Genomic DNA, 19,319 nt, shown 5'->3' with positions numbered 1-19,319 from the left:
CTTACTCTATCTGGAGCGATGACGGTCTACATAAATTTTACCCTTGTGATCAATCGAGCACAGAAAAACATCGCGGAAATCAGATACGCCCTTTTGGCGAATTTGGGTTCTCAGCCAGAATCTTGTTTTCCCGATCAGCTCCAGATTACTATCCTGCACCTTCCCGTCCATAATGAGTGGAATCGGCAGACCTTCGTACCTGATCTTATGCTTCGGCAGCTTGACGCCGCCGGAACTGTCACCACCACTGTTGCCCTGTTCATTCTGTTCAGCACTAGAACTGCTGTTTCCCGATTGGTTGGATGAAGACACACCTTTGTTCTTCTCAATGACGGTAAGCTGGCCGCTGGTTTCCAGAATGGCAAACTCCACATCAGCAGGGCTGTCGATGTTCTGTCCACGCAGCTGCAGCAGCAAATCATCCAGGTTGTATCTTTGCCTGCGCATTTCCCCCCGGTGTATTTTGCCATCTGAGATCAGCACGCTGGGCTTGCCATCAATCAGCAGCCGCAGCTTTCTGCTCTTAAGGCTGAGCTGGGCCACAAGCACCTGAATGAGTACCAAGGTTGCCATAGGCACGATTCCGTCATAGACCGGCCGTTCGATGTCATCAATGACAAACACGGCAATTTCAGCAATCATGATCGAAATTGTTAAATCGAATACAGACAACTTGCCAATTTCCCGTTTCCCCATAATCCGCATGCTCAGGAAAATGAAGATATACATCAGCACGGTCAGAAAGATATGGGTAGTAATATGCTGGAACATATTCTCTTCGCTCCCCCTTCCGCTTCTCGCCCGGGCAGTTTGCCTTAAGGGCGGATGAATGTACCCCTATTCTGGCCTCCCTGCCAAGGGAACATTCGGAAATGGTCTTATTAATTAATGGTAAATGAGCAGGCTTTCCCATTCTTGTACTATTGGGGCAAGCCTCCCCATACAATGAATAATAGTTAACTTAAGGTGATCGTCAAAAAACATTTAGGAGGTTTTACCATGTACTTCATTCGGCGCCTGTTCTCATGGAGAATAACGAGTCCTGTATTATCCGGTTTATGCCGATCCTTCCTGTGGATGCTGCTGGGCGCGTTTGTCCTCTCTCTTTTGCTGTGGGGCAGCGGTCTGAAGGAACAGGATCTTACAACGTATACCTACATCGTACACGGCATCGCCGCCGCATTCGGCGGACTGACGGCAGGACGCAGGGCGACCAGTAAGGGCTGGTATCAAGGATCACTTACGGGGGGATTTTACGGAATCATTGTGCTGCTGGTCGGATTTTTGGCGCTTGACAGTGCCCCTGCAGGCATTGATGCTTTATGGGTTATGGCTGCTGCAGCAATCGGAGCGCTCGGTGGAATGTTTGGAGTTAATTTACAAAAAAACTAAATTATAAGATTCCATAAAATTTGAAACCATTCTCTTAAAAATATGTTACACTGGTTTCATCTGAATTCGTAAGAGCTTGAGGAGGCTTCGATAGCTTTGCTTTACCAATCCATGAACCATGTTGTTTTGTACACTGTTGTAATAGTAATTCTGCTGATCTGGATCAGTACCCGGCGCAACCCTTTAATAGCCTTTGTAGAACTCGGAAAGGAACTGCTGCACTCCTATAAATTTCTGTTGGTTATTGTTGGAATGATCAGTGTTCTCCTTCTGAATAAATATGAGCTGCAGATCGAGCAGAACATGCATCTGGCATCTGATTATACTTCTGTATTCTTTGGACTTGAAGGACATTTTGTCCAGACGCTGCAGCAAATATTCTACGCTCCCTGGCTTACACCTATTGTCGTTTTCTTCTATATCTTTATGCTCCAAGCCGTGCTGGCTGCTTCACTCGGAGTCTATTTGCTGGAGAAGAACCGCCTGATGCTGTATGCCACCTGCTACACGGTCATGCTGATTTACACAGTCGCCATTCCGTTCTTTTTATATTTTCCAATCAACGAAGTTTGGTCCTATGCTCCGGCAGGTGTAAGATTCATCATGTTGGATGTCTTTCCAAACTTTGAACAGGAATACCGGCCGCTCTCTGGTCTAAACAACTGTTTCCCTAGTCTGCACACGGCCATCGCTGTAGCTACGGCGCTGCTCGCCTTTCGGTCAGGGAACAACCGCTGGAAGATCATCTCGACGATTTCAGCAGTAGCTATTGTGTTCGGAATCTTCTATCTCGGCATTCATTGGCTGATTGATATGCTGGGCGGCACTTTGCTGGCCGTTGTGTCCACCTCTGTTGCAGTACAGTTGGCCAAGCTGACACTTCGTAACGATGAAGCATCGCTTCCAGTCCGAAGCCGTGCCACAGATGCCAGTTAATTTTCCCAATTGCCTCAGGGTGATGAATACGAGATTTATGTGATAGCATGCCAAAAAGCGGCGTTCTCCCGGAGGAGATACGCCGCTTTTTATGTAAGTTGTAAAGAAATACTACTCCTTACCTTCCGTCTCCAGTGCCACAGCATGGCTGATAGAGCCCCGGTCAAAGGTTAAACGGGTCACATCATTAACGCGCAAAACGACGATGTCGTCGGAAATCTCCATGATCGTCCCGTGAAGGCCACCAATAGTGACTACCTTATCGCCCTTCTTCAGAGCTTTCAACATTCCGTTACGTGCTTTAGTTTTCTTCTGCTGCGGACGAATGAGCAAGAAATAGAACACCACAAACATAAGTACAAACGGGCCTACGAGACCTAGAATGCTGCCGGTACCCCCTTGATTTGCTGCAAATTGAAAATGTAACATATCCTTTCCCCCCTTTCGATATGCATTAAAGCACAATCCAGTTCTTCTGTTACAGGCGTACTAGAAGCCTTTGAGATTATCATACAATCCGTATTGTGCAAAAAACTCATCGCGAAAATCAAGCAGCCGATCCTCTCTGATGGCTTCACGCACTTTACGCATCAAATCCAGCAGGAAGTGTAAGTTATGGTATGTCGTTAACCGCAAGCCGAAAGTTTCGTCGGCTTTGATCAAATGGCGCAAATACGCCCGGGAATAATTCCGGCAGGTATAGCAACTGCATTCCGGATCAAGCGGCCCGAAATCACGTGCATACTGTGCGTTGCGTACAACGAGTCTTCCCTGACTGGTCATTGTCGTTCCGTTACGGGCAATGCGGGTAGGCAGAACACAGTCGAACATGTCCACTCCGCGGATTGACCCTTCAAGCAGCGCATCCGGTGAACCGACACCCATTAAATAGCGCGGTTTCCCTTGCGGCAGCAGCGGAACAGTATAATCCAGCACTTCATACATTAGCTGCTTGGACTCTCCGACGCTGAGCCCCCCAATAGCATACCCCGGGAAATCCATGGAAGTCAAATCAGCCGCGCTCTGGCGGCGCAAATCCTCATGCATGCCTCCCTGTACAATAGCGAACAGCCCCTGATCCTCGGGCCGGGCATGGCTTTTGAGACATCTTTCTGCCCAGCGGGAGGTACGTTCCAATGACTTTTTGACGTAATCATATTCTGCCGGGAAAGGCGGGCATTCATCAAATGCCATCATGATATCGGAGCCAAGTGCGTTCTGAACCTCCATCGCCACTTCCGGCGAAAGGAATTTCTTGTCTCCATTAAGATGGGAGCGGAAATGTACGCCTTCCTCGGTAATTTTGCGCATATCGCTCAGTGAGAATACCTGGAATCCACCGCTGTCCGTCAGAATCGGCCGGTCCCAGTTCATAAACTTGTGCAGACCGCCGGCCTCACGGATAATGTCATGGCCAGGCCGCAGAAATAAATGGTATGTGTTGCTCAGAATAATATGAGCGTCCATTTCTTTCAGTTCTTCTGGACTCATGGTCTTGACTGTAGCTTGTGTGCCAACAGGCATAAAGGCAGGTGTCTCGATGACACCATGCGGGGTATGGACTCTGCCGAGCCGGGCTCCGGACTGCTTGCAGGTCTTAATGTGTTCATAAGTTATTGCTGCCATTTGTTTAACCCTTCCTCTTGCTTAATAAATAAACATCGCATCCCCAAAGCTGAAAAAGCGGTACTGCTGCGCTATCGCTTCCTCATAGGCGGCGAGAATCTGTTCACGTCCTGCTAAAGCGCTCACCAGCATAACCAAAGTGGACTTTGGCAGGTGAAAGTTCGTAATCAATGCATTAACAACTGTGAATGTGTAACCGGGATAAAGGAAGATATCCGTCCACCCGCTGCATTCTTCAATCTGTCCGCCCTGGAACTTATTGCCCACGGTCTCCAGAGTCCGGCAGGAGGTTGTGCCAACAGCGATAATACGGCCGCCTCTTGCTCTCGCATCATTCAGAAGCTCTGCAGTTTGCCGGGACAGCTCGAAATACTCGGCATGCATGACATGCTCTTCAACCTTCTCTACTGACATCGGGCGGAAGGTGCCAAGTCCAACATGAAGTGTAATATAAGCAATATTCACACCTTTGGCGGCAATACGCTCCAGCAGTTCCTTTGTAAAATGCAGTCCTGCCGTCGGTGCCGCTGCTGAGCCTTCATACCGGGCATACACCGTCTGATACCGTTCCCGGTCATCGAGCGTTTCCTTAATATAGGGTGGAAGGGGCATCGTCCCCAGTCTGTCCAGAATCTCCTGAAAGATTCCTTCATACATGAAGCGCAATGTCCGGCCGCCCATATCGGCCTCGTCTTCGATCACCGCACGGAGTTCATCGCTGAAAATAATGACCGCGCCGGTCTTCAGCTTCTTGCCCGGCTTCACCAGCGCTTCCCACCGGTCCTCTCCCAGATTCTTCAGGAGCAGCACTTCCGCCTTGGCTCCGGTGTCTTCCTTGATCCCAAACAGCCTGGCAGGAATAACGCGTGTATCATTCAGAACCAGCGTATCCCCCGGCTGAAACTGCTCCAGTATATCGGTAAAATGCCGATGAGCAAGCTCTCCGTTCTCCTTGTTTACCAGCAGCAGCCTTGAGGCGCTACGGTCAGAAAGTGGAGTCTGGGCAATCAGCTCCTCCGGCAAATGAAAATCATAATCGTCTACATTCATGGTCAGTCTTCATTCCTTAACTATAGTAACGTTATTAAAATAGTGTTGCAATATTTGCTTATAATCATACCCGTTATCGGCCATACCCTTCACGCCCCACTGCGACATGCCGAGCCCATGGCCATTGCCCCAGCCGATAAAGTAAAATCCCGGGTTAGTTGTAACCACTCTTGCCGACGAATCAGCTCCCATTACAACCGTTCCGCTGCTCTGGACAGTAACCTGGCCGGATGCAGAAAGCACACCCGCAGACTGTGTGCCGCCAATGGTTGCGGTAGAGCCGTCAGCGCCTAATACAGTATAACTGCCGGAAGGTACAATATCAAACAAAGTACTGGGCAGTCCATTAAAGGCGGAGCGGAAAAGATCCGGGTACTTAACTTGCAGAATATTACCGTTGGCTTTGACCTGAGTGACTCTTCCTGAAGGCCCGCGCTGGGTAATTTGCAGACTAGTAATGGATGACGGCAGTGTACTGCTTGTCTTGCCGGCTAAGCTTTTGAGCAGCTCCGCCGAGGTGTATGGTCCTTTAATCCAGCTATAGCTCCCGGATTCATAGACTTGATCCAATACGACGGCATTTTCACCGGGATTCAGTTTGCCTACCGGACTTGCACTGCTGTCGATAACAGGCAGCGGCCGAATGTTCACATTACTGGTCGAAGCTGTCGCAAGGGGAAGGCCCGCCGCCGTCTTACTGCCGGTCAGTTTCATATTGTCTTCACGGGCATAGCCGGAGGCGCCGTTGGACAGCAGCACATAATACCACTTCTTAAATGAAGCAGCGGCCGAAGCATCCTCAGCACTGAGCACACTGACAAAAGCAGCTCCGCCATTGCCCCAGACCTCTGACGGATCCGCTGTGCGGCCGCCGCTGTTGGAGGAGAAGACAGTTTCGACAATCTTCCCGCCGCTCTTCAACACTTCACCGGCTGTGGCATCCACCGCCTTGATAATTGTAGGTGCTTCGGCCCCAATACCGTTATATACCTGGCTTAGCGTCGTATCGACCACATCGGCCACATCAAAACGTTTGCCCTGAAACAACGCATAGCTGCGCGCGGCGACTGCCTGGGCTTTAAGCGCTTCTTCATTCCAGCTCGAGGAGACTTCTCCGCCGACTACTGCATACAGATATTGCTCAAGCGGGACTTCATTAATGACAGCCAGTGAGCCGTTTAAACCACTTAGCTCCAAGCTGCCGCGATACGTACGTTTGGATCTCTCCTCCAGTTGAATCCCCGATTCATTGCCTGCAGCAATAAACTTGGCACTCGCTCCGGACACACTGTAATGAAACGCTTGTCCCTCCTTGCTGAGGTCCAATCCTGCGTCACTGCGGATCATTAACCCGGGTGCCGAAGCAGGAGACAAGACAAGCTGGGGAAGTGCAGCCGCAACTTCGGTCTGCAGGGCGGAAAGCTCACTTTCGCCAGCAGCTTCGCCGACCCATACCTGCGTCTTGGCACTGCCGTCCGCTCCAGCCGCGATTACCTTCCAGGCATCGAAATTGGCTGCCGTCAGTGCTTGGAGAGCAGCATCTGCTTCCTCAGTGGAAGCGAACTCTCCGGCAGACAAGTGTTTATTGCCCTTCACGGCTGACGTTTGGCCCGCCGGGATGGACAGTCCCGCTTTCCCTACGCGGGCAAGGCCTTCTTTGGCAGCATTTTCACTGGCGTACGGACCTGTGTACAGCTGGTATGCATTAACCCCATTCCGCGAGGTTACCAGCAACTGTGGCTTATCGGACGTAGACTGCAGCTTCTTGGCGGCATCGGCAGCTGCCTGCCAGGTGGCAGCTTCCATAACCTTAACCTTGTAGCTATCCAGACTTACGCGTATTTTGCTGTTGGCCGGAACCGGCAGCAATGAGGCTGCCCCACTCTGGCCGGAGAGAAAATTGAATTCCTTAGCAGACTGCAGCGTCACGTATGGTACGGTTAATTTATATTTGCTGCCGATATCAGCATATATCGCAACCCGGATGTTTGCACTGGATTCAGCATGGATATCACCTGCAGGAACCAGGAAGCTGCCTGCAATCAGTGTTGCCGCCAGCAATCCCCGGCCCAGCAGTCCCATTCCTGTCAGTTTGTGCCTCGCATGATTCATCGTGAAGCCTCCTAAAAGTTTGTTGTGGGTCTAGCATTTCAACTTTAATGCTGCTCCGGAGGAAGCGGAAGACCCAGGTGATGATAAGCCGCCGGGGTTACCATTCGTCCCCGGGGAGTGCGCTGCAGGAAACCAATCTGCAGCAGATAAGGTTCATACACATCTTCAATAGTCTGGCTCTCTTCGCCTATCGTGGCGGCAATCGTATCCAGCCCGACAGGACCGCCGCGAAAGGCGGTGATCATCGAGTGCAGCATCTTATGGTCTATGCTGTCCAGCCCGCGCGGATCGACCTGCAGCATCTTCAGCGATTCACCCGCAATATCGGGGGTGATAATTCCGTCACCGCGCACCTGGGCGAAATCGCGGACCCGCTTCAGTAAGCGGTTGGCAATCCGCGGTGTTCCCCGGGCACGCAGGGCAATCTCTTCAGCGGCATCGCCCAGGATCTCAATGCCAAGCAGCTCGGCATTGCGGGAGACGATGAAGCTCAGCTCATCAATCGTATAGTATTCCAAACGGCTGACCACCCCGAAGCGGTCACGCAGCGGCGCCGACAGCAACCCGGCCCGCGTGGTGGCTCCGATTAGTGTAAAGGGCGGCAGATCCAGCCGCACCGAACGGGCGCTAGGCCCTTTGCCGATCATGATATCGAGCGCGAAATCCTCCATCGCCGGATACATGACTTCTTCCACAGTCCGGTGCAGGCGATGAATTTCGTCGATAAACAGCACGTCGCCTTCCTGCAGGTTGGTCAATAAAGCTGCCAGATCCCCAGGCCGCTCAATGGCCGGCCCGGACGTCGTCCGCAGATTCACACCAAGCTCGTTGGCGATAATGTTCGCGAGCGTGGTTTTGCCAAGACCCGGAGGCCCGTACAACAGCACATGATCCAGTGCCTCACTGCGCATTTTGGCTGCTTCAATATATATTTTCAGGTTCTCTTTCACCTGTGTCTGTCCGATATATTCGCCCAGATAACGGGGACGCAGACTTAATTCCACCGCCTGCTCGTCCATCATCAGATTCGCCGATATAATCCGGTCATCCATCTATTTCCTCACTCCGTTCTTCAAGGCTGTCCCTTTAGGCAGCTGCGTTATGGCTTATTTGGCGATATACAGCAGCCCCAGCGCCTTCTTCATCAGCACATCGACAGTCCCTGTATCTGTGCCTTCTTTCTTCATCGTCAGCCATACCCGGTCCAGCTCTGCTTCGGTATATCCGAGCGCTTTCAGACCGTCTCTGGCTTCCTGCCACGGCAGGGCGGCATTCTGCTCTTCCATCGGCACCGCAAATAACCCGGTCTGCATGGAGGCGGCGCTCAAACCGTCCAGCTTATCCCGCAGATCCAGAATCATCCGCTGTGCCGTCTTCTTGCCAATACCCGGCAGCTTGGTCAGGAAGGTGATATTCTCCTGATAAATCGCCGAGATTAGTTGGTCCGGCGTGCCGCCGGTCAGAATCCCCAGCGCCACGCGAGGTCCGATACCGGACACCTCAATCAGCTTGCGGAACAGCTTCTGTTCTTCCCTTGTCGGGAATCCGAACAACAGTGTGGCATCCTCCCGTGTCTGATAATGGATGTAGATGGTCACGGGTCCTTCCGACTTGGCGAACGCATAAGGATTCGGGCAGAACACCCGGTATCCTACACCCTGGACATCCAGCACCACATACTCCGACTCCAAATGTACTACCGGTCCTCTTAAGTAATCTATCATTTTCGCAATACCTCATTTAATTTGGAATTAAGACTCACCGAATGGGCGTGGCAAACAGCCACCGCCAGCGCATCGGCCACATCGTCGGGCTTAGGAACAGCGGACAGCTTCAGCAGCAGCTTCACCATTTCCTGTACCTGCTTCTTCTCAGCCTTGCCATAACCGACCACAGCCTGCTTCACCATCATCGGTGTATATTCGGCGACGGGAAGCCCGCGCTGCACGGCAGCCAGAATCAGCACACCCCGTGCCTGCGCCACCGGAAGCGCAGTTGTCACATTGCGGGCGAAGAACAGCTTTTCCACTGCCACTGCGTCCGGCTTATATTTATCTATCAGCTGCACCATGCCCTCATAGACATGCAGCAGCCGTTCTTCCTCAGGCGTATGCGCCTCGGTCTGAATACTGCCATATTGAACCGGCGTCAATTTATTTCCTTCCTTATCTACGAAGCCAAAGCCGACGATCGCCAGCCCCGGGTCTATTCCTAAGATGCGCAAGCCCAATCTCTCCTTCTAACAGGCAGGATATTCCACCGTAATCATCCATTGCCCGCTCTTAAAGCGAACATATGTATTCCTTCTACCCATTATAGCAAAAATCCCTCTAGCAGAGAAAAAAATTTGCCTGCTCTCCGGAAATATCACAACATATAATTGTCGCCTCATTTGTAACCCTCATGCCAAAAAGCCCCCGATCATAAGATCAGGGGCCTTCCAGTACTATTCTCTGCTGCTTATTCCGACTGCATTGCCTGCTCCGCCGTATCACGTGCATAATCGCTGAATGTCGACAGCACGCTGTTGTATTCCTCAATGTCCTGCACCCGTATTCCTTCATGCAGCTGTTTCATGATTCCTTCCGGGAGCGAAGACTTCATGGAGCCCATGTCCATCTGAAAAAAGGTCTTCAGCACTTTTTCCGCTGCCGGCGGACCTTTGAACAGGCTTAAATTCCCGTGTGCGTCTACACCGATATAAGCATCCTTTTTGGTCAGCGGCGAAAGATCATTGACTCGATGCTCCAGCCACAAATCGCCTTCCTGGCTAATCCAGCCGTTCCAGCCCGGATGTTTCTCTATCAGCACTTTAAGCTGGCCCGGATTCCGCTCTCCTGAAAGGGTCTGTACTTCTACGCCCGTAACATAGACCGTCTTCAAATGTACCGTTCTGCTGACAGCGTCTTGGCTAACCGCTTCCAGCAGTTGTTTGCTCGCTACAGCGGCACTGCCGTCTTCCTCGCTGTTTCCGATATTATTAGAAACGGCTGCCACCGCAGCCACGCTGTCATCCTGCCCTCCGGTCTGCTCCGGGCTGTATGTTTCACCTAACAACTCCACCGGTATCGCCCAGTCTGAATTGCTTAACAATCCGCTGATCTCCTCCGGAACCTGCATGCCGCGCCAGGCCACTACCGTCAAAGCGATACAAGCCGCTCCCACCCAGGGAGCCTTTTTCCAACGTCTCCACCGCCGCCACAGTTGTTCTTTCAAACGAAAAGCATTCATGTTAATCCCTTCATTCTGCTTTTTCCCTATTGTGACCTGTGGAAGAAGCAATTATGCGCTTAAGAGGAAAAATTGATCTTCAACGCTTCCCGCTGTCCTGCAGCAAAATAATTTAATTTCAAAACTTATCTTTCTAAGCTATCATTTGCTATACTCTATATTAGCGAAAATTAAGTTAAAAACTAAACCAAAGGGGATTTCCTTGATGATTATTCAGCCCAAAACCCGCGGCTTTATTTGCACCACTGCCCATCCTGAGGGATGCGCCAAGCAAGTGGAGCAGCAAATTGACTATGTAAAAGCACAGAAGAAACTGAATGGACCCGCTAATGTTCTAGTGATCGGCGCTTCAACCGGGTACGGTCTGGCTTCGCGGATTACCGCCGCTTTTGGTGCAGGCGCGAATACGATTGGCGTATTTTTTGACAAGCCTGCTGAGGGTGCCCGCACCGCCTCTGCCGGCTGGTACAACTCCGCAGCACTTGAGCAGCAGGCGGCGAAGCTTGGCCTCAAATCACACAGCATTGTCGGCGATGCTTTCTCTGATGCGATCAAAGCAAAAACGATCGAGCTCATTAAAGCCGAATACGGCACAGTGGATCTCGTGATCTACAGTGTAGCTTCCCCCCGCCGCACTCATCCGGTAACGGGAGAAACTTTCTCTTCTGTGATCAAACCTGTCGGCAGCGCGTATACGAACAAAACGATGAACTTCCACTCCGGTGAAGTCTCTACCGTCACCATTGAGCCAGCGACAGACGATGAGGTCCGCCAGACCATTGCCGTAATGGGCGGTGAAGACTGGGGCATGTGGATCGACCAGCTTCAGGAAGCAGGCGTTCTTACAGATGGAGCTACTACCGTTGCTTATTCGTATATCGGGCCGGAAATTACCCACCCGATCTATAAGGATGGAACGATCGGCCAAGCCAAAAATGATCTCGAAAAAACAGCAATCGCTTTAAACGACCAGTTGAAGCCACAAGGCGGTCGTGCCTTTGTCTCCGTCAATAAAGCTCTGGTTACCCAGTCAAGCTCGGCTATTCCTGTAGTACCGCTCTATATTTCAGCATTGTACAAAGTGATGAAGGAAAAAGAGCTGCATGAGAACTGCATCCAGCAGATGTACCGTTTGTTCGCCGAGCATTTGTACAACGGCGGCGAGGCTGCTGCTGATGGCAGCCACCTAATCCGGATCGACAATTGGGAAATGCGTGAGGATATTCAAACTGAAGTGATGCGCCGCTGGACCGAGCTGGAAACAGATAATGTCCCTGAACTTGCCGACCTTGCCGGATATCAGGATGACTTTTTCAATCTGTTCGGCTTCCGCACAGAAGGTGTGGATTACGAAGCTGACAGTGAACCTGCAGTGGATATTCCCAACTTGGTGTAAGAGTAATCAGCGTTTATAAATAGCAAAGAAGCCGTTCCCAGTAGGGGCGGCTTCTTTGCTTGCATTTTGCGTGCGTTTATCGGCATAAGTCTTATCCGGCCAGTGCGAATAACTGTCATAATAGTTTGAAGAGATGGATTGACCGCTTAGAGGGGGTGCAACATGGGTGCAACATAATATCGGGTGCCTTTCCCGGTATGTTTGCTGCCCGGATAGCAAGGAGTACAAAAACACAACGTCGAATAATATGAATAGGTTAGTCTGTATAGAAGGGGGATTCCGCGTGCCAAGAAGGTTGTCTGATGAAGAAGCCCGTGAACTAGGCATTGAGACATTGCATCAATTGATGGACAATGGTGAAAAACGGTTCCGGTTAATAGGCTCCGACGGAACATCTTACATAAGAACGGAAGCATCGAATGAGGGTGGCTGGCAGAATAGTCACTTCCATAAGGGACTTACTGAATTTTACGTGGTTCAAAGCGGATGGCTGGTGTATGCCGAATTGTCTGTTGAAGGCAAACTTTCTTTGAGAAGTATGAAACGAGGGGATTCCATTATGGTACACCCGTTCATCCATCACAACTTATACATGTCTCCTTATACGGTAACCCATGTAGTTAAATATGGAAGTGATGATGTTATTCAGACCGACTGGTTTCCTTCTTTGGAGTTAGACAAACTAACCAGACATATACCTGAATCGGAACTGCTGAAAATTTAGGGACAACAGCGATTGGAACAACGGTCCGTTCGCGGAGCGTCCACATCAAAGTGCTCACATCTATCCTGCTCAAAAACTAGGGGTGCTCAAGCAGCCATTTCATGGCTTGGGACATCCCCTTGCATTTTGCTGCATTTACAGGCATAAGCATTATCCGGCCAGTGCCGATTTAATCTGTCTGGTGTAGAACAGACGGACAACACAAAAGTAAACGAGCTGAATGATAAAGAATAGGCTGAGCACAAGAACGGATTCTTTAAACATTGAATAATTGAACATGTGAGACAGAGTGGTAAGCGCCACTGCTCCATGCACCAGTGCGACAACGATAGGAGCGAAGAACAGCAGACTGATTTGGCGGTTCAATATCTTTCCTAGCTCTCTTTCGCTCAGTCCCAGCTTGGAAATGGCTTTGAACTTTTGTTTATCTTCATCCAGGTCACTGTATAGCCGGAAATAAAGAAAGCTGCCAGCAGAGACAAAAAACACAATTCCGATAAAGAAGCCGATGAACATCAGTGGCCCAAAGCTTTCATTAATCCGGTTTGTCTGAAATTCAAGTGCATAAAATTCGTAATTTTCGTCATACGGAAGCTTGTTGGTCAGCTTTCCGCCCGCAGCCACCGCTCCCTGCTGTTTAATCGGTCCGTGCCAGGCATAATAGTGACTCTCTTGACCTGGCGGGGCGAGCTTTGCAAACAACTCATCAGGGACAATGTAATAACCGCTAATGCCCCGTATCGCCGGAGATACAACCGCCTGAGTTGCTTCGATAACTATCCCCGATTGCAGCTTTATAGGCTGGTGAAGCATCTTTTCGCCTTTCCGCGACAGCCCAAAATCAACGATGGCCGCCTTCCCATCAGAAAGCTTAATAGGTTTGATTCCAAGCAGCTCCGCAAGATGGTTATACTCGGCTTGCTTCACTAGGGTAAGCGTTTGATTGCCTTCAGCAGTATTATAATAATTAAGCTCAAGTAAAGTCTTTTCAGCGGTAACCTTGGATTCGCTTAAGCTCTGATCAATCAGTTGTACATGGGCTTGTTCCTTACTGTCGCTATCAGCGGCCAAGTATGTGAACAGATAAGGATTTTCCTTCGTCAGCGCCCCATTAAGCATGGATTGGAATCCGTACAATGCGCCTATGGCACTAAATGAAACTGTAGAGATGATGGCGACCAGAAAAAAGGAGCGTGCATTATCTTTCATCCGGTAGGAGAGATCGGAGAACAGCAGCATATTGGTCTTAAACCAGAAAAAACGCTCTTTTCGCTTCAACTTCCGGATCAGATATACACTGAGCTGTGTGAACAGCAAATATGTACCGATAGTCACCATGATTACTACAGGCGGAAGCAACAACACGACATTCAAACCGCTGGCTCGTAAAGAAAGGAAATAGCTGGTCCCTAGCAATACCACCACAAGCAGTGACAGCAGCAGTGAAGCCTTCGGCTCCCGCTTGGGCTGACGATCCGCCTTGATGAGTGTAATCAGTTTGCCGCTCCGCAGCACCACCGAAATAAACAGCGAGATCAGGACGAACAGCAGCAGGAATGAAGTCAGTGTAAGGAAGATTGCCTTGAATGGAAAATAGAATTGCAGCTGCTCATTGAGCGCAAGCGCCTGCTCCCCGGCAAGCAAAATCCCCTTCGCGAACACAATTCCGAGACCGATACCACTAATAGTTGCACCGAACCCGATAATCATATTCTCCAGAAAAATCATCGTCCGCAGCTGGCGGGTAGTCATACCCTGCATCATCATTAATCCGAATTCCCTTTTCCGCGATTGCAGAAATGCGCTCATCGAGTAAAGCACGAAAAAAAAGGAAAACACATAGATAATCCATTTTGACACCGAAAGGGCAACCACCGCACTCGACTGCATACGATCTTCGCTGAGCATCGGATGAAACGCAAAGATGGAAAAGGTGAAAAACACCATTACGGTAAACATACTGCTCAAGAAATAGGCGGTGTAGAGCCGTTTATTCCGGCTGACGTTACGGAATGCGAATTGACGGAACGTCATTTCCATATCCCCCCAGTAGCGAAAGTGTATCAATGATTTTCTGGAAAAAGCTTTGGCGGTTGTCCCCACGGTGGATCTCCGTATAAAATCTGCCATCTTTAATGAACACTACCCGATGGCAATAGCTCGCGGCCACAGCGTCATGGGTAACAAGCATCATGGTCGTTTTCTGTTCCCGGTTGATGGTTTCCAGCATATCCATGACATCCTTTGCCGCTTTGGAATCCAGATTACCGGTGGGTTCATCCGCCAGCAGCAGCTTGGGTGAATGAATCATAGCTCTGGCGATTGCCGTCCGCTGGGCCTGCCCCCCGGAGATTTCAAAGGTACGTTTTTTCATGATGGCGGTAATTCCCAGCTTATCGGCAATCGTTTGTGCCTTTTGCTTCATTTCGCTGATCTGGGTTCCATCCAGTGTCAGCGGCAGCACAATATTCTCCTCCACGGTCAGGGTATTCAGCAGATTGAAGTCCTGAAAAACAAAGCCTAGCTGCCGGCGGCGAAATAACGCCAAATCGTTTTTGCTCAGCTTTCCTATATCTTTGTTGTCGATGATAATTTCCCCTGTGGTTGGGCCGTCGACTGTGGCAATCATATTAAGAAGTGTTGTTTTCCCGCTTCCGGAAGGACCCATAATCCCAACGAATTCTCCAGCGTCGATAGTTAAATCAATGTCGGTCAAAGCCCGGTAGGCCACATTTCCTTCATATATTTTACTAACCTGTCTTACCTCCAGCATAATGCTTCTATCTCCTCTCCTGCGTTAAATCCTTCTATAAACCACTATACCGGAGACACAGAACATCAACTATCGATTTAGGTTTCACTTTTATTACACGGATGTAAGCTAATGATTGGCTGCAAATACAATGCGCACCACTGTCCCTACGCCAACCTCCGACTCCAGCTCAAGCCGGTGCCCGAGACGGTCGGCAGACTCCTTCGTCAAGTACAGTCCCATACCCGTAGATTCACGCAGCCCCCGCCCGTTGTCGCCTGTAAAAAAAGGGTCAAAGACCCGTTTGAGATCAGACGCCTGGATCCCTATCCCCTGATCTCTGACCTCAATGATGGGTTCAGCGTTCCGTAAGTAGCAGGAAACGACAATCCTTTTATCCTCTGTATCTTTGGCCGCTGAATATTTGATGGCATTGTTAATGATTTGGGACAGCATAAAGAACAGCCATTTCTCATCGCTCTGGGCAGTAATCCCAGGATCCCCAGCCAGAACCTCGGGAAATATCCGGTTGCGGATGAACTGGCGTTTGTGGTCATGCACAACCTCGTTCACGAGTTCCGGCAGAACGACAGGTTTGATGTGAAAATCCTTTTCAAAGGCACGAAGCCTGGCCATGTATAGCACCGTATGCAGGCCGCTGCGCATCCGCTCCAGCTCCTCACGGATGCTGGCAAACTCAGGCTCATCCATATTCTGAACCGTGAGCTCAATGACTGACAGCGGCGTTTTCATTTGATGAACCCATTGATCAATAAAGGTTAAGTGCTGCTCCTGCTGCTTTTTCACCGCTATGAGCTGCTGCATAGAATGGCGGTACTGAGCATGCAGCAATTCTTCAAGCGCTTTGGATACCGGTGTGTTATCAATCTTTTGATAAGATTCGTCCAGCGTTTCCAGTGGCCGGCTCAGGCGAAGATAGTAGCGGCGCCGGGTGAGATAATGCCGAACCAGATAACAGCCAAGGAAGAAAAAACCTATGAAGGCCGCATAAAGAGCAGTCGAAAGATGGTTATAGCCGTCGAGCCAGTAGATGGATAGTATTGCAGCAAATTGAACAATTTGAACGGCAATCAATAAAGTATGCTCCCGGATAAACAGCTTCATTGGCTGCCCTCTGTCCAGGTGATGTTCAACTTATAGCCTGATCCCCTGACCGTAAGCACAGCTTCCTCGATGTCAAGCTCCTGGAACTTCTTCCGGACCCGTGTAATATTTACGTTGAGCGTATTTTCATCCACAAAAGCTTGCGGATCCCATAGCTTCTCCAGTAAAGCCTCCCTGCTGGCCACCCTTGGGTAGCGCTCCATGAGGCTCTCTATTATATCCGATTCTTTTTTGGTCAAGGTCACCATGGATTGTCCCAGCTGCAGCTCAAGCCTTTCGGGATAGAGAGTAAGCCCCTCCAGCTCTATCACCGGCTCCTCGCGTCTCGCCGCATACTCCCCGTAGGCACGGCGGAGATGACTGTGAATCTTGGCTAGAACAACCCCCGAATGAAATGGCTTGGTGATATAGTCATCCCCGCCATTCTCAAGTGCCATAATCTGATCCATTTCACCTTCACGGGCAGAAATAAACAGTACCGGGCAGGTGGAAATTCGGCGGATTTGCCGGCACCAGTAATAACCATCGTAACTTGGGAGATTCACGTCAAGCAGCACCAGCTCCGGCTTAACCTGCTGGAATTCCTCAAACACCTGTTGAAAGTCCTTCACCCGCACCACATCATAACCGTACTTTAAAATAGCAGACAGCAGAAGATCCGCAATTTTGGGATCATCCTCCACAATCATAATTTTGAACATATTCATGGCACTCCTTATGGGGTTCATCAATGTTAATATTAAACAGCTCAAAGCGCCGGCTCCGGCAGCGGGTTCCCCGCCTTTTCAAGGACAATATGCGCCCGCAATCTCAATGTTGCTTTTAACCCCTGGCCTTTGTCACTTTCCAGAATAAGCATGCCTTGGTGGGCCTGTGCGATTCGTGCAACCATCGGAAGTCCCAATCCATGACCTAGACGAACAGGGCGGATCCGCCCAGCCGTATAGGGCAAAACAACAACTTCTGATAAATGCTCTTTAGGAATGCCCGTTCCGTTATCCGCAACAACAAATTGATAGAAGGCACCTTCAGAAGAACTTGACGTCTCTAGTATAATCCGGCAGCCTTCCGGGTTATGCCGTACGCTGTTATGAACCAGATTGCTTACCGCACGATACAGCAATCTCTCATCCCCCATAATTCTCAAGCTCTCATCACTGATCTTGATTGTAATGGGATAGCGCTCATCCAGACCGTTATTCAAAAACTCGGAAGCTACCTGTCTTGCCAGAACTGAGAGGCGGATCTGTTTTAGATGCAGCGGCTGCATTTCGTATTCTAGCATGGATACCAGATTCAGGTCATTCACTAAAGATCGCAGAATCTCTCCCTGCCGCCGGATAATGGCTGCATGCTGTTTTTGTTCAGTTGTCAGTCCGGGTTGCTCTTCCAGTTCACTTGCATAGCCCAGAATCATGGAAAGCGGCGTACGGATATCATGGGAAATACCTGCAATCCAATTGGAGCGTGCTCCATCTCTGGCCTTAAGCGCGTCATTTTTATTCTGGAGCATATCCGATGTTGAATTTATGCTTTCTGATAGGTCACGGAAAATTCCGCCATTGTCCACATGGACCGGCCTCTCCTTCGCCAGGGCATGAATCCCCTCAATCAGTGGCCGAATGCTGCGGATTAAGCGGTTCCCCGTGAATAAGGATAACAGTAAAGCCAGCGCAATATTGGCTGCGAAGACCAGTACAATTCTTATAGGCAGTGACTTGAGCCAATCCACCAAAAATTCAAGCGGGTATTTTACATACGTATTCTTCGGATACCCTAAGACAAGCAGCCCCTCTTTATGTTCCCAGACATACACAGGATACTCCTTGAGATAAAAGCGTGAAAATTTAGCCACATCAATAAGAGTATAGGAACGCGGAATTTCTCCAGGCAACTTCTCACTCCACCTTACCTCACCTTTCTCATCCAGCAGCATAGCCCATGCTTGATCCTGTTTCAGGAGATTCGCCGATTGCGCATCTAAAGTATATTTTCCGTTCCCCCCCGTAAGTCCTTCAGCGATCTGCTGTACAACGGTCTCCGGAGAAGGCCTTTTATGCACTTCCTTGAATACCAGGGAGCCCAGCATAATGAAGTTGAACAGAAGCAGCATGACGGAAACCAGAATCGTCGCTACAACAAATTTCCGTAAAATCCGGATAACCCCATCCATTACCGGTCCCCCTGTACTAGCAGCTTATAACCGAGTCCTCTTACCGTAAGCAAATGCACGGGCTTGGATGGTTCCTCTTCTATTTTTTCCCGGATTCGCCGCACATGTACCATTAACGTATTCTCATAACCGAAGCTGTCATCTCCCCATACCGCCTGACATAGGGCGTCGCTTGTTACGATTCTTCCTTGGTTCTCATACAGTTTAATCAGTATTGCGTGTTCTTTGGCTGTCAGTGGAAGCTCGGTGCCCTCTCTACGCACAACAGCACTTTCCAAATCTATCATCTGTCCGCCCAGCCGGAAGACAGGGAGCCTCTCGGGAGCATTGAAGGCATATGCCCGCTTTAAAATGGCCATCAGCCGTAAAATCAATTCTCTCGGCAAAAAAGGCTTGACGATATAATCATCCGCGCCCAGCCCAAGGCCAAGCAACCTGTCTTCATCCTCTCCACGCGCAGAGAGAAACAGCACCGGCATGTCCGAAAATGTTCTGATTGCGGAAAGGAGAGAAAATCCATCTCCGTCAGGCAGCATAACATCCAGAATGGCCGCATCCGGCTTTTCCATCCTGCAGATCCTCAATGCATCAGCATAATTACCGGCTATGAAAATACGAAAAAAACCTTCTTTGCGTAAAAACATCTCTATCATTTCAAGGATTTTTGGTTCGTCATCCACGATCAGTACTTTTTTATTTTTTATGATATCCAATTCGCATCACCCTGTTTAGTATACCTGATATAGCCGGTGACTCGATATTGTCTATTCTTATTTAAGGTAACTGTAAGGTTATCTTCAGC

At 49.8% G+C, this 19,319-nt stretch carries 19 protein-coding genes; 4 read left to right on the top strand and 15 right to left on the bottom strand.

What is annotated here, in order from left to right:
* Window positions 1-6: 6 nt before the first annotated feature.
* Window positions 7-771: a YetF domain-containing protein gene (locus ACQ76X_RS28825; protein WP_438497252.1), complete on the bottom strand. Its 765-nt coding sequence runs from the start codon at window positions 769-771 to the stop codon at window positions 7-9.
* A gap of 228 nt (window positions 772-999) precedes the next feature.
* Between ACQ76X_RS28825 and ACQ76X_RS28820 the strand changes: the two genes are divergently transcribed.
* On the top strand, window positions 1,000-1,392 hold the full coding sequence (locus tag ACQ76X_RS28820; protein ID WP_038595602.1) for a TIGR04086 family membrane protein: 393 nt from the start codon (window positions 1,000-1,002) through the stop codon (window positions 1,390-1,392).
* Window positions 1,393-1,488: 96 nt separating this feature from the next.
* Complete coding sequence (locus ACQ76X_RS28815; RefSeq protein ID WP_438497251.1) at window positions 1,489-2,328, top strand: phosphatase PAP2 family protein; 840 nt, start codon at window positions 1,489-1,491, stop codon at window positions 2,326-2,328.
* 111 nt (window positions 2,329-2,439) lie between these two features.
* Here ACQ76X_RS28815 and yajC read toward each other — a convergent pair whose 3' ends face one another.
* From yajC to ACQ76X_RS28775, 8 genes are all read right to left on the bottom strand, one after another.
* Window positions 2,440-2,757 (bottom strand): preprotein translocase subunit YajC, encoded by a 318-nt coding sequence (gene yajC / locus ACQ76X_RS28810; protein WP_076109166.1) that lies wholly within the window; start codon window positions 2,755-2,757, stop codon window positions 2,440-2,442.
* Window positions 2,758-2,817: 60 nt separating this feature from the next.
* Complete coding sequence (gene tgt / locus ACQ76X_RS28805; protein ID WP_076109167.1) at window positions 2,818-3,954, bottom strand: tRNA guanosine(34) transglycosylase Tgt; 1,137 nt, start codon at window positions 3,952-3,954, stop codon at window positions 2,818-2,820.
* 21 nt (window positions 3,955-3,975) lie between these two features.
* Window positions 3,976-5,004 carry a tRNA preQ1(34) S-adenosylmethionine ribosyltransferase-isomerase QueA gene (gene queA / locus ACQ76X_RS28800; protein ID WP_438497249.1) on the bottom strand — a complete coding sequence of 343 codons (1,029 nt, stop codon included), beginning with the start codon at window positions 5,002-5,004 and terminating at the stop codon, window positions 3,976-3,978.
* A 9-nt stretch (window positions 5,005-5,013) separates the two neighbouring features.
* Window positions 5,014-7,116, bottom strand: a complete 2,103-nt coding sequence (locus ACQ76X_RS28795) for a SpoIID/LytB domain-containing protein (RefSeq protein ID WP_438497248.1) — start codon at window positions 7,114-7,116, stop codon at window positions 5,014-5,016.
* Between the two features lie 44 nt (window positions 7,117-7,160).
* Complete coding sequence (gene ruvB, locus ACQ76X_RS28790; protein ID WP_076109170.1) at window positions 7,161-8,168, bottom strand: Holliday junction branch migration DNA helicase RuvB; 1,008 nt, start codon at window positions 8,166-8,168, stop codon at window positions 7,161-7,163.
* 54 nt (window positions 8,169-8,222) lie between these two features.
* On the bottom strand, window positions 8,223-8,840 hold the full coding sequence (gene ruvA / locus ACQ76X_RS28785) for a Holliday junction branch migration protein RuvA (RefSeq protein WP_341095693.1): 618 nt from the start codon (window positions 8,838-8,840) through the stop codon (window positions 8,223-8,225).
* Window positions 8,837-9,340 (bottom strand): crossover junction endodeoxyribonuclease RuvC, encoded by a 504-nt coding sequence (gene ruvC / locus ACQ76X_RS28780; RefSeq protein ID WP_038595613.1) that lies wholly within the window; start codon window positions 9,338-9,340, stop codon window positions 8,837-8,839. The genes ruvA and ruvC overlap by 4 nt, the downstream gene beginning before the upstream one ends.
* Window positions 9,341-9,576: 236 nt before the next feature.
* Window positions 9,577-10,347 (bottom strand): BofC C-terminal domain-containing protein, encoded by a 771-nt coding sequence (locus ACQ76X_RS28775; protein ID WP_438497245.1) that lies wholly within the window; start codon window positions 10,345-10,347, stop codon window positions 9,577-9,579.
* Between the two features lie 205 nt (window positions 10,348-10,552).
* Between ACQ76X_RS28775 and fabV the strand changes: the two genes are divergently transcribed.
* Both fabV and ACQ76X_RS28765 read left to right on the top strand, forming a co-directional pair.
* Complete coding sequence (gene fabV, locus ACQ76X_RS28770; protein ID WP_438497244.1) at window positions 10,553-11,743, top strand: enoyl-ACP reductase FabV; 1,191 nt, start codon at window positions 10,553-10,555, stop codon at window positions 11,741-11,743.
* Window positions 11,744-12,026: 283 nt separating this feature from the next.
* Window positions 12,027-12,467, top strand: coding sequence for a hypothetical protein (locus ACQ76X_RS28765; RefSeq protein WP_438497243.1), 441 nt, complete (start codon window positions 12,027-12,029; stop codon window positions 12,465-12,467).
* 150 nt (window positions 12,468-12,617) lie between these two features.
* Here ACQ76X_RS28765 and ACQ76X_RS28760 read toward each other — a convergent pair whose 3' ends face one another.
* The 6 genes from ACQ76X_RS28760 to ACQ76X_RS28735 all read right to left on the bottom strand — a co-directional run bounded on the left by ACQ76X_RS28760 (window position 12,618) and on the right by ACQ76X_RS28735 (window position 19,230).
* The gene (locus ACQ76X_RS28760) at window positions 12,618-14,501 is read right to left on the bottom strand and encodes an FtsX-like permease family protein (RefSeq protein ID WP_438497241.1); all 1,884 of its coding nucleotides are present in this window, start codon (window positions 14,499-14,501) and stop codon (window positions 12,618-12,620) included.
* Window positions 14,473-15,240 carry an ABC transporter ATP-binding protein gene (locus ACQ76X_RS28755; RefSeq protein ID WP_438497240.1) on the bottom strand — a complete coding sequence of 256 codons (768 nt, stop codon included), beginning with the start codon at window positions 15,238-15,240 and terminating at the stop codon, window positions 14,473-14,475. Before ACQ76X_RS28755 ends, ACQ76X_RS28760 begins: the two co-directional genes overlap by 29 nt.
* Before the next feature lie 108 nt (window positions 15,241-15,348).
* A complete protein-coding gene (locus ACQ76X_RS28750) occupies window positions 15,349-16,344 on the bottom strand; it encodes a sensor histidine kinase (protein ID WP_438497238.1) in 996 nt (331 codons plus the stop codon).
* Window positions 16,341-17,045 (bottom strand): response regulator transcription factor, encoded by a 705-nt coding sequence (locus tag ACQ76X_RS28745; RefSeq protein ID WP_340896883.1) that lies wholly within the window; start codon window positions 17,043-17,045, stop codon window positions 16,341-16,343. The genes ACQ76X_RS28750 and ACQ76X_RS28745 overlap by 4 nt, the downstream gene beginning before the upstream one ends.
* Window positions 17,046-17,092: 47 nt before the next feature.
* Window positions 17,093-18,517 carry a sensor histidine kinase gene (locus ACQ76X_RS28740; protein WP_438497237.1) on the bottom strand — a complete coding sequence of 475 codons (1,425 nt, stop codon included), beginning with the start codon at window positions 18,515-18,517 and terminating at the stop codon, window positions 17,093-17,095.
* Window positions 18,517-19,230 (bottom strand): response regulator transcription factor, encoded by a 714-nt coding sequence (locus ACQ76X_RS28735; protein ID WP_438497235.1) that lies wholly within the window; start codon window positions 19,228-19,230, stop codon window positions 18,517-18,519. Before ACQ76X_RS28735 ends, ACQ76X_RS28740 begins: the two co-directional genes overlap by 1 nt.
* Window positions 19,231-19,319: the final 89 nt, after the last annotated feature.

This window comes from Paenibacillus sp. IHBB 3054, assembly GCF_051594305.1.
In the GTDB taxonomy this organism is placed as follows: Bacteria; Bacillota; Bacilli; order Paenibacillales; family Paenibacillaceae; genus Paenibacillus_AQ.
Note: the sequence above shows the minus strand (reverse complement) of the source record. Positions and strands in the feature narration are given on the sequence as shown.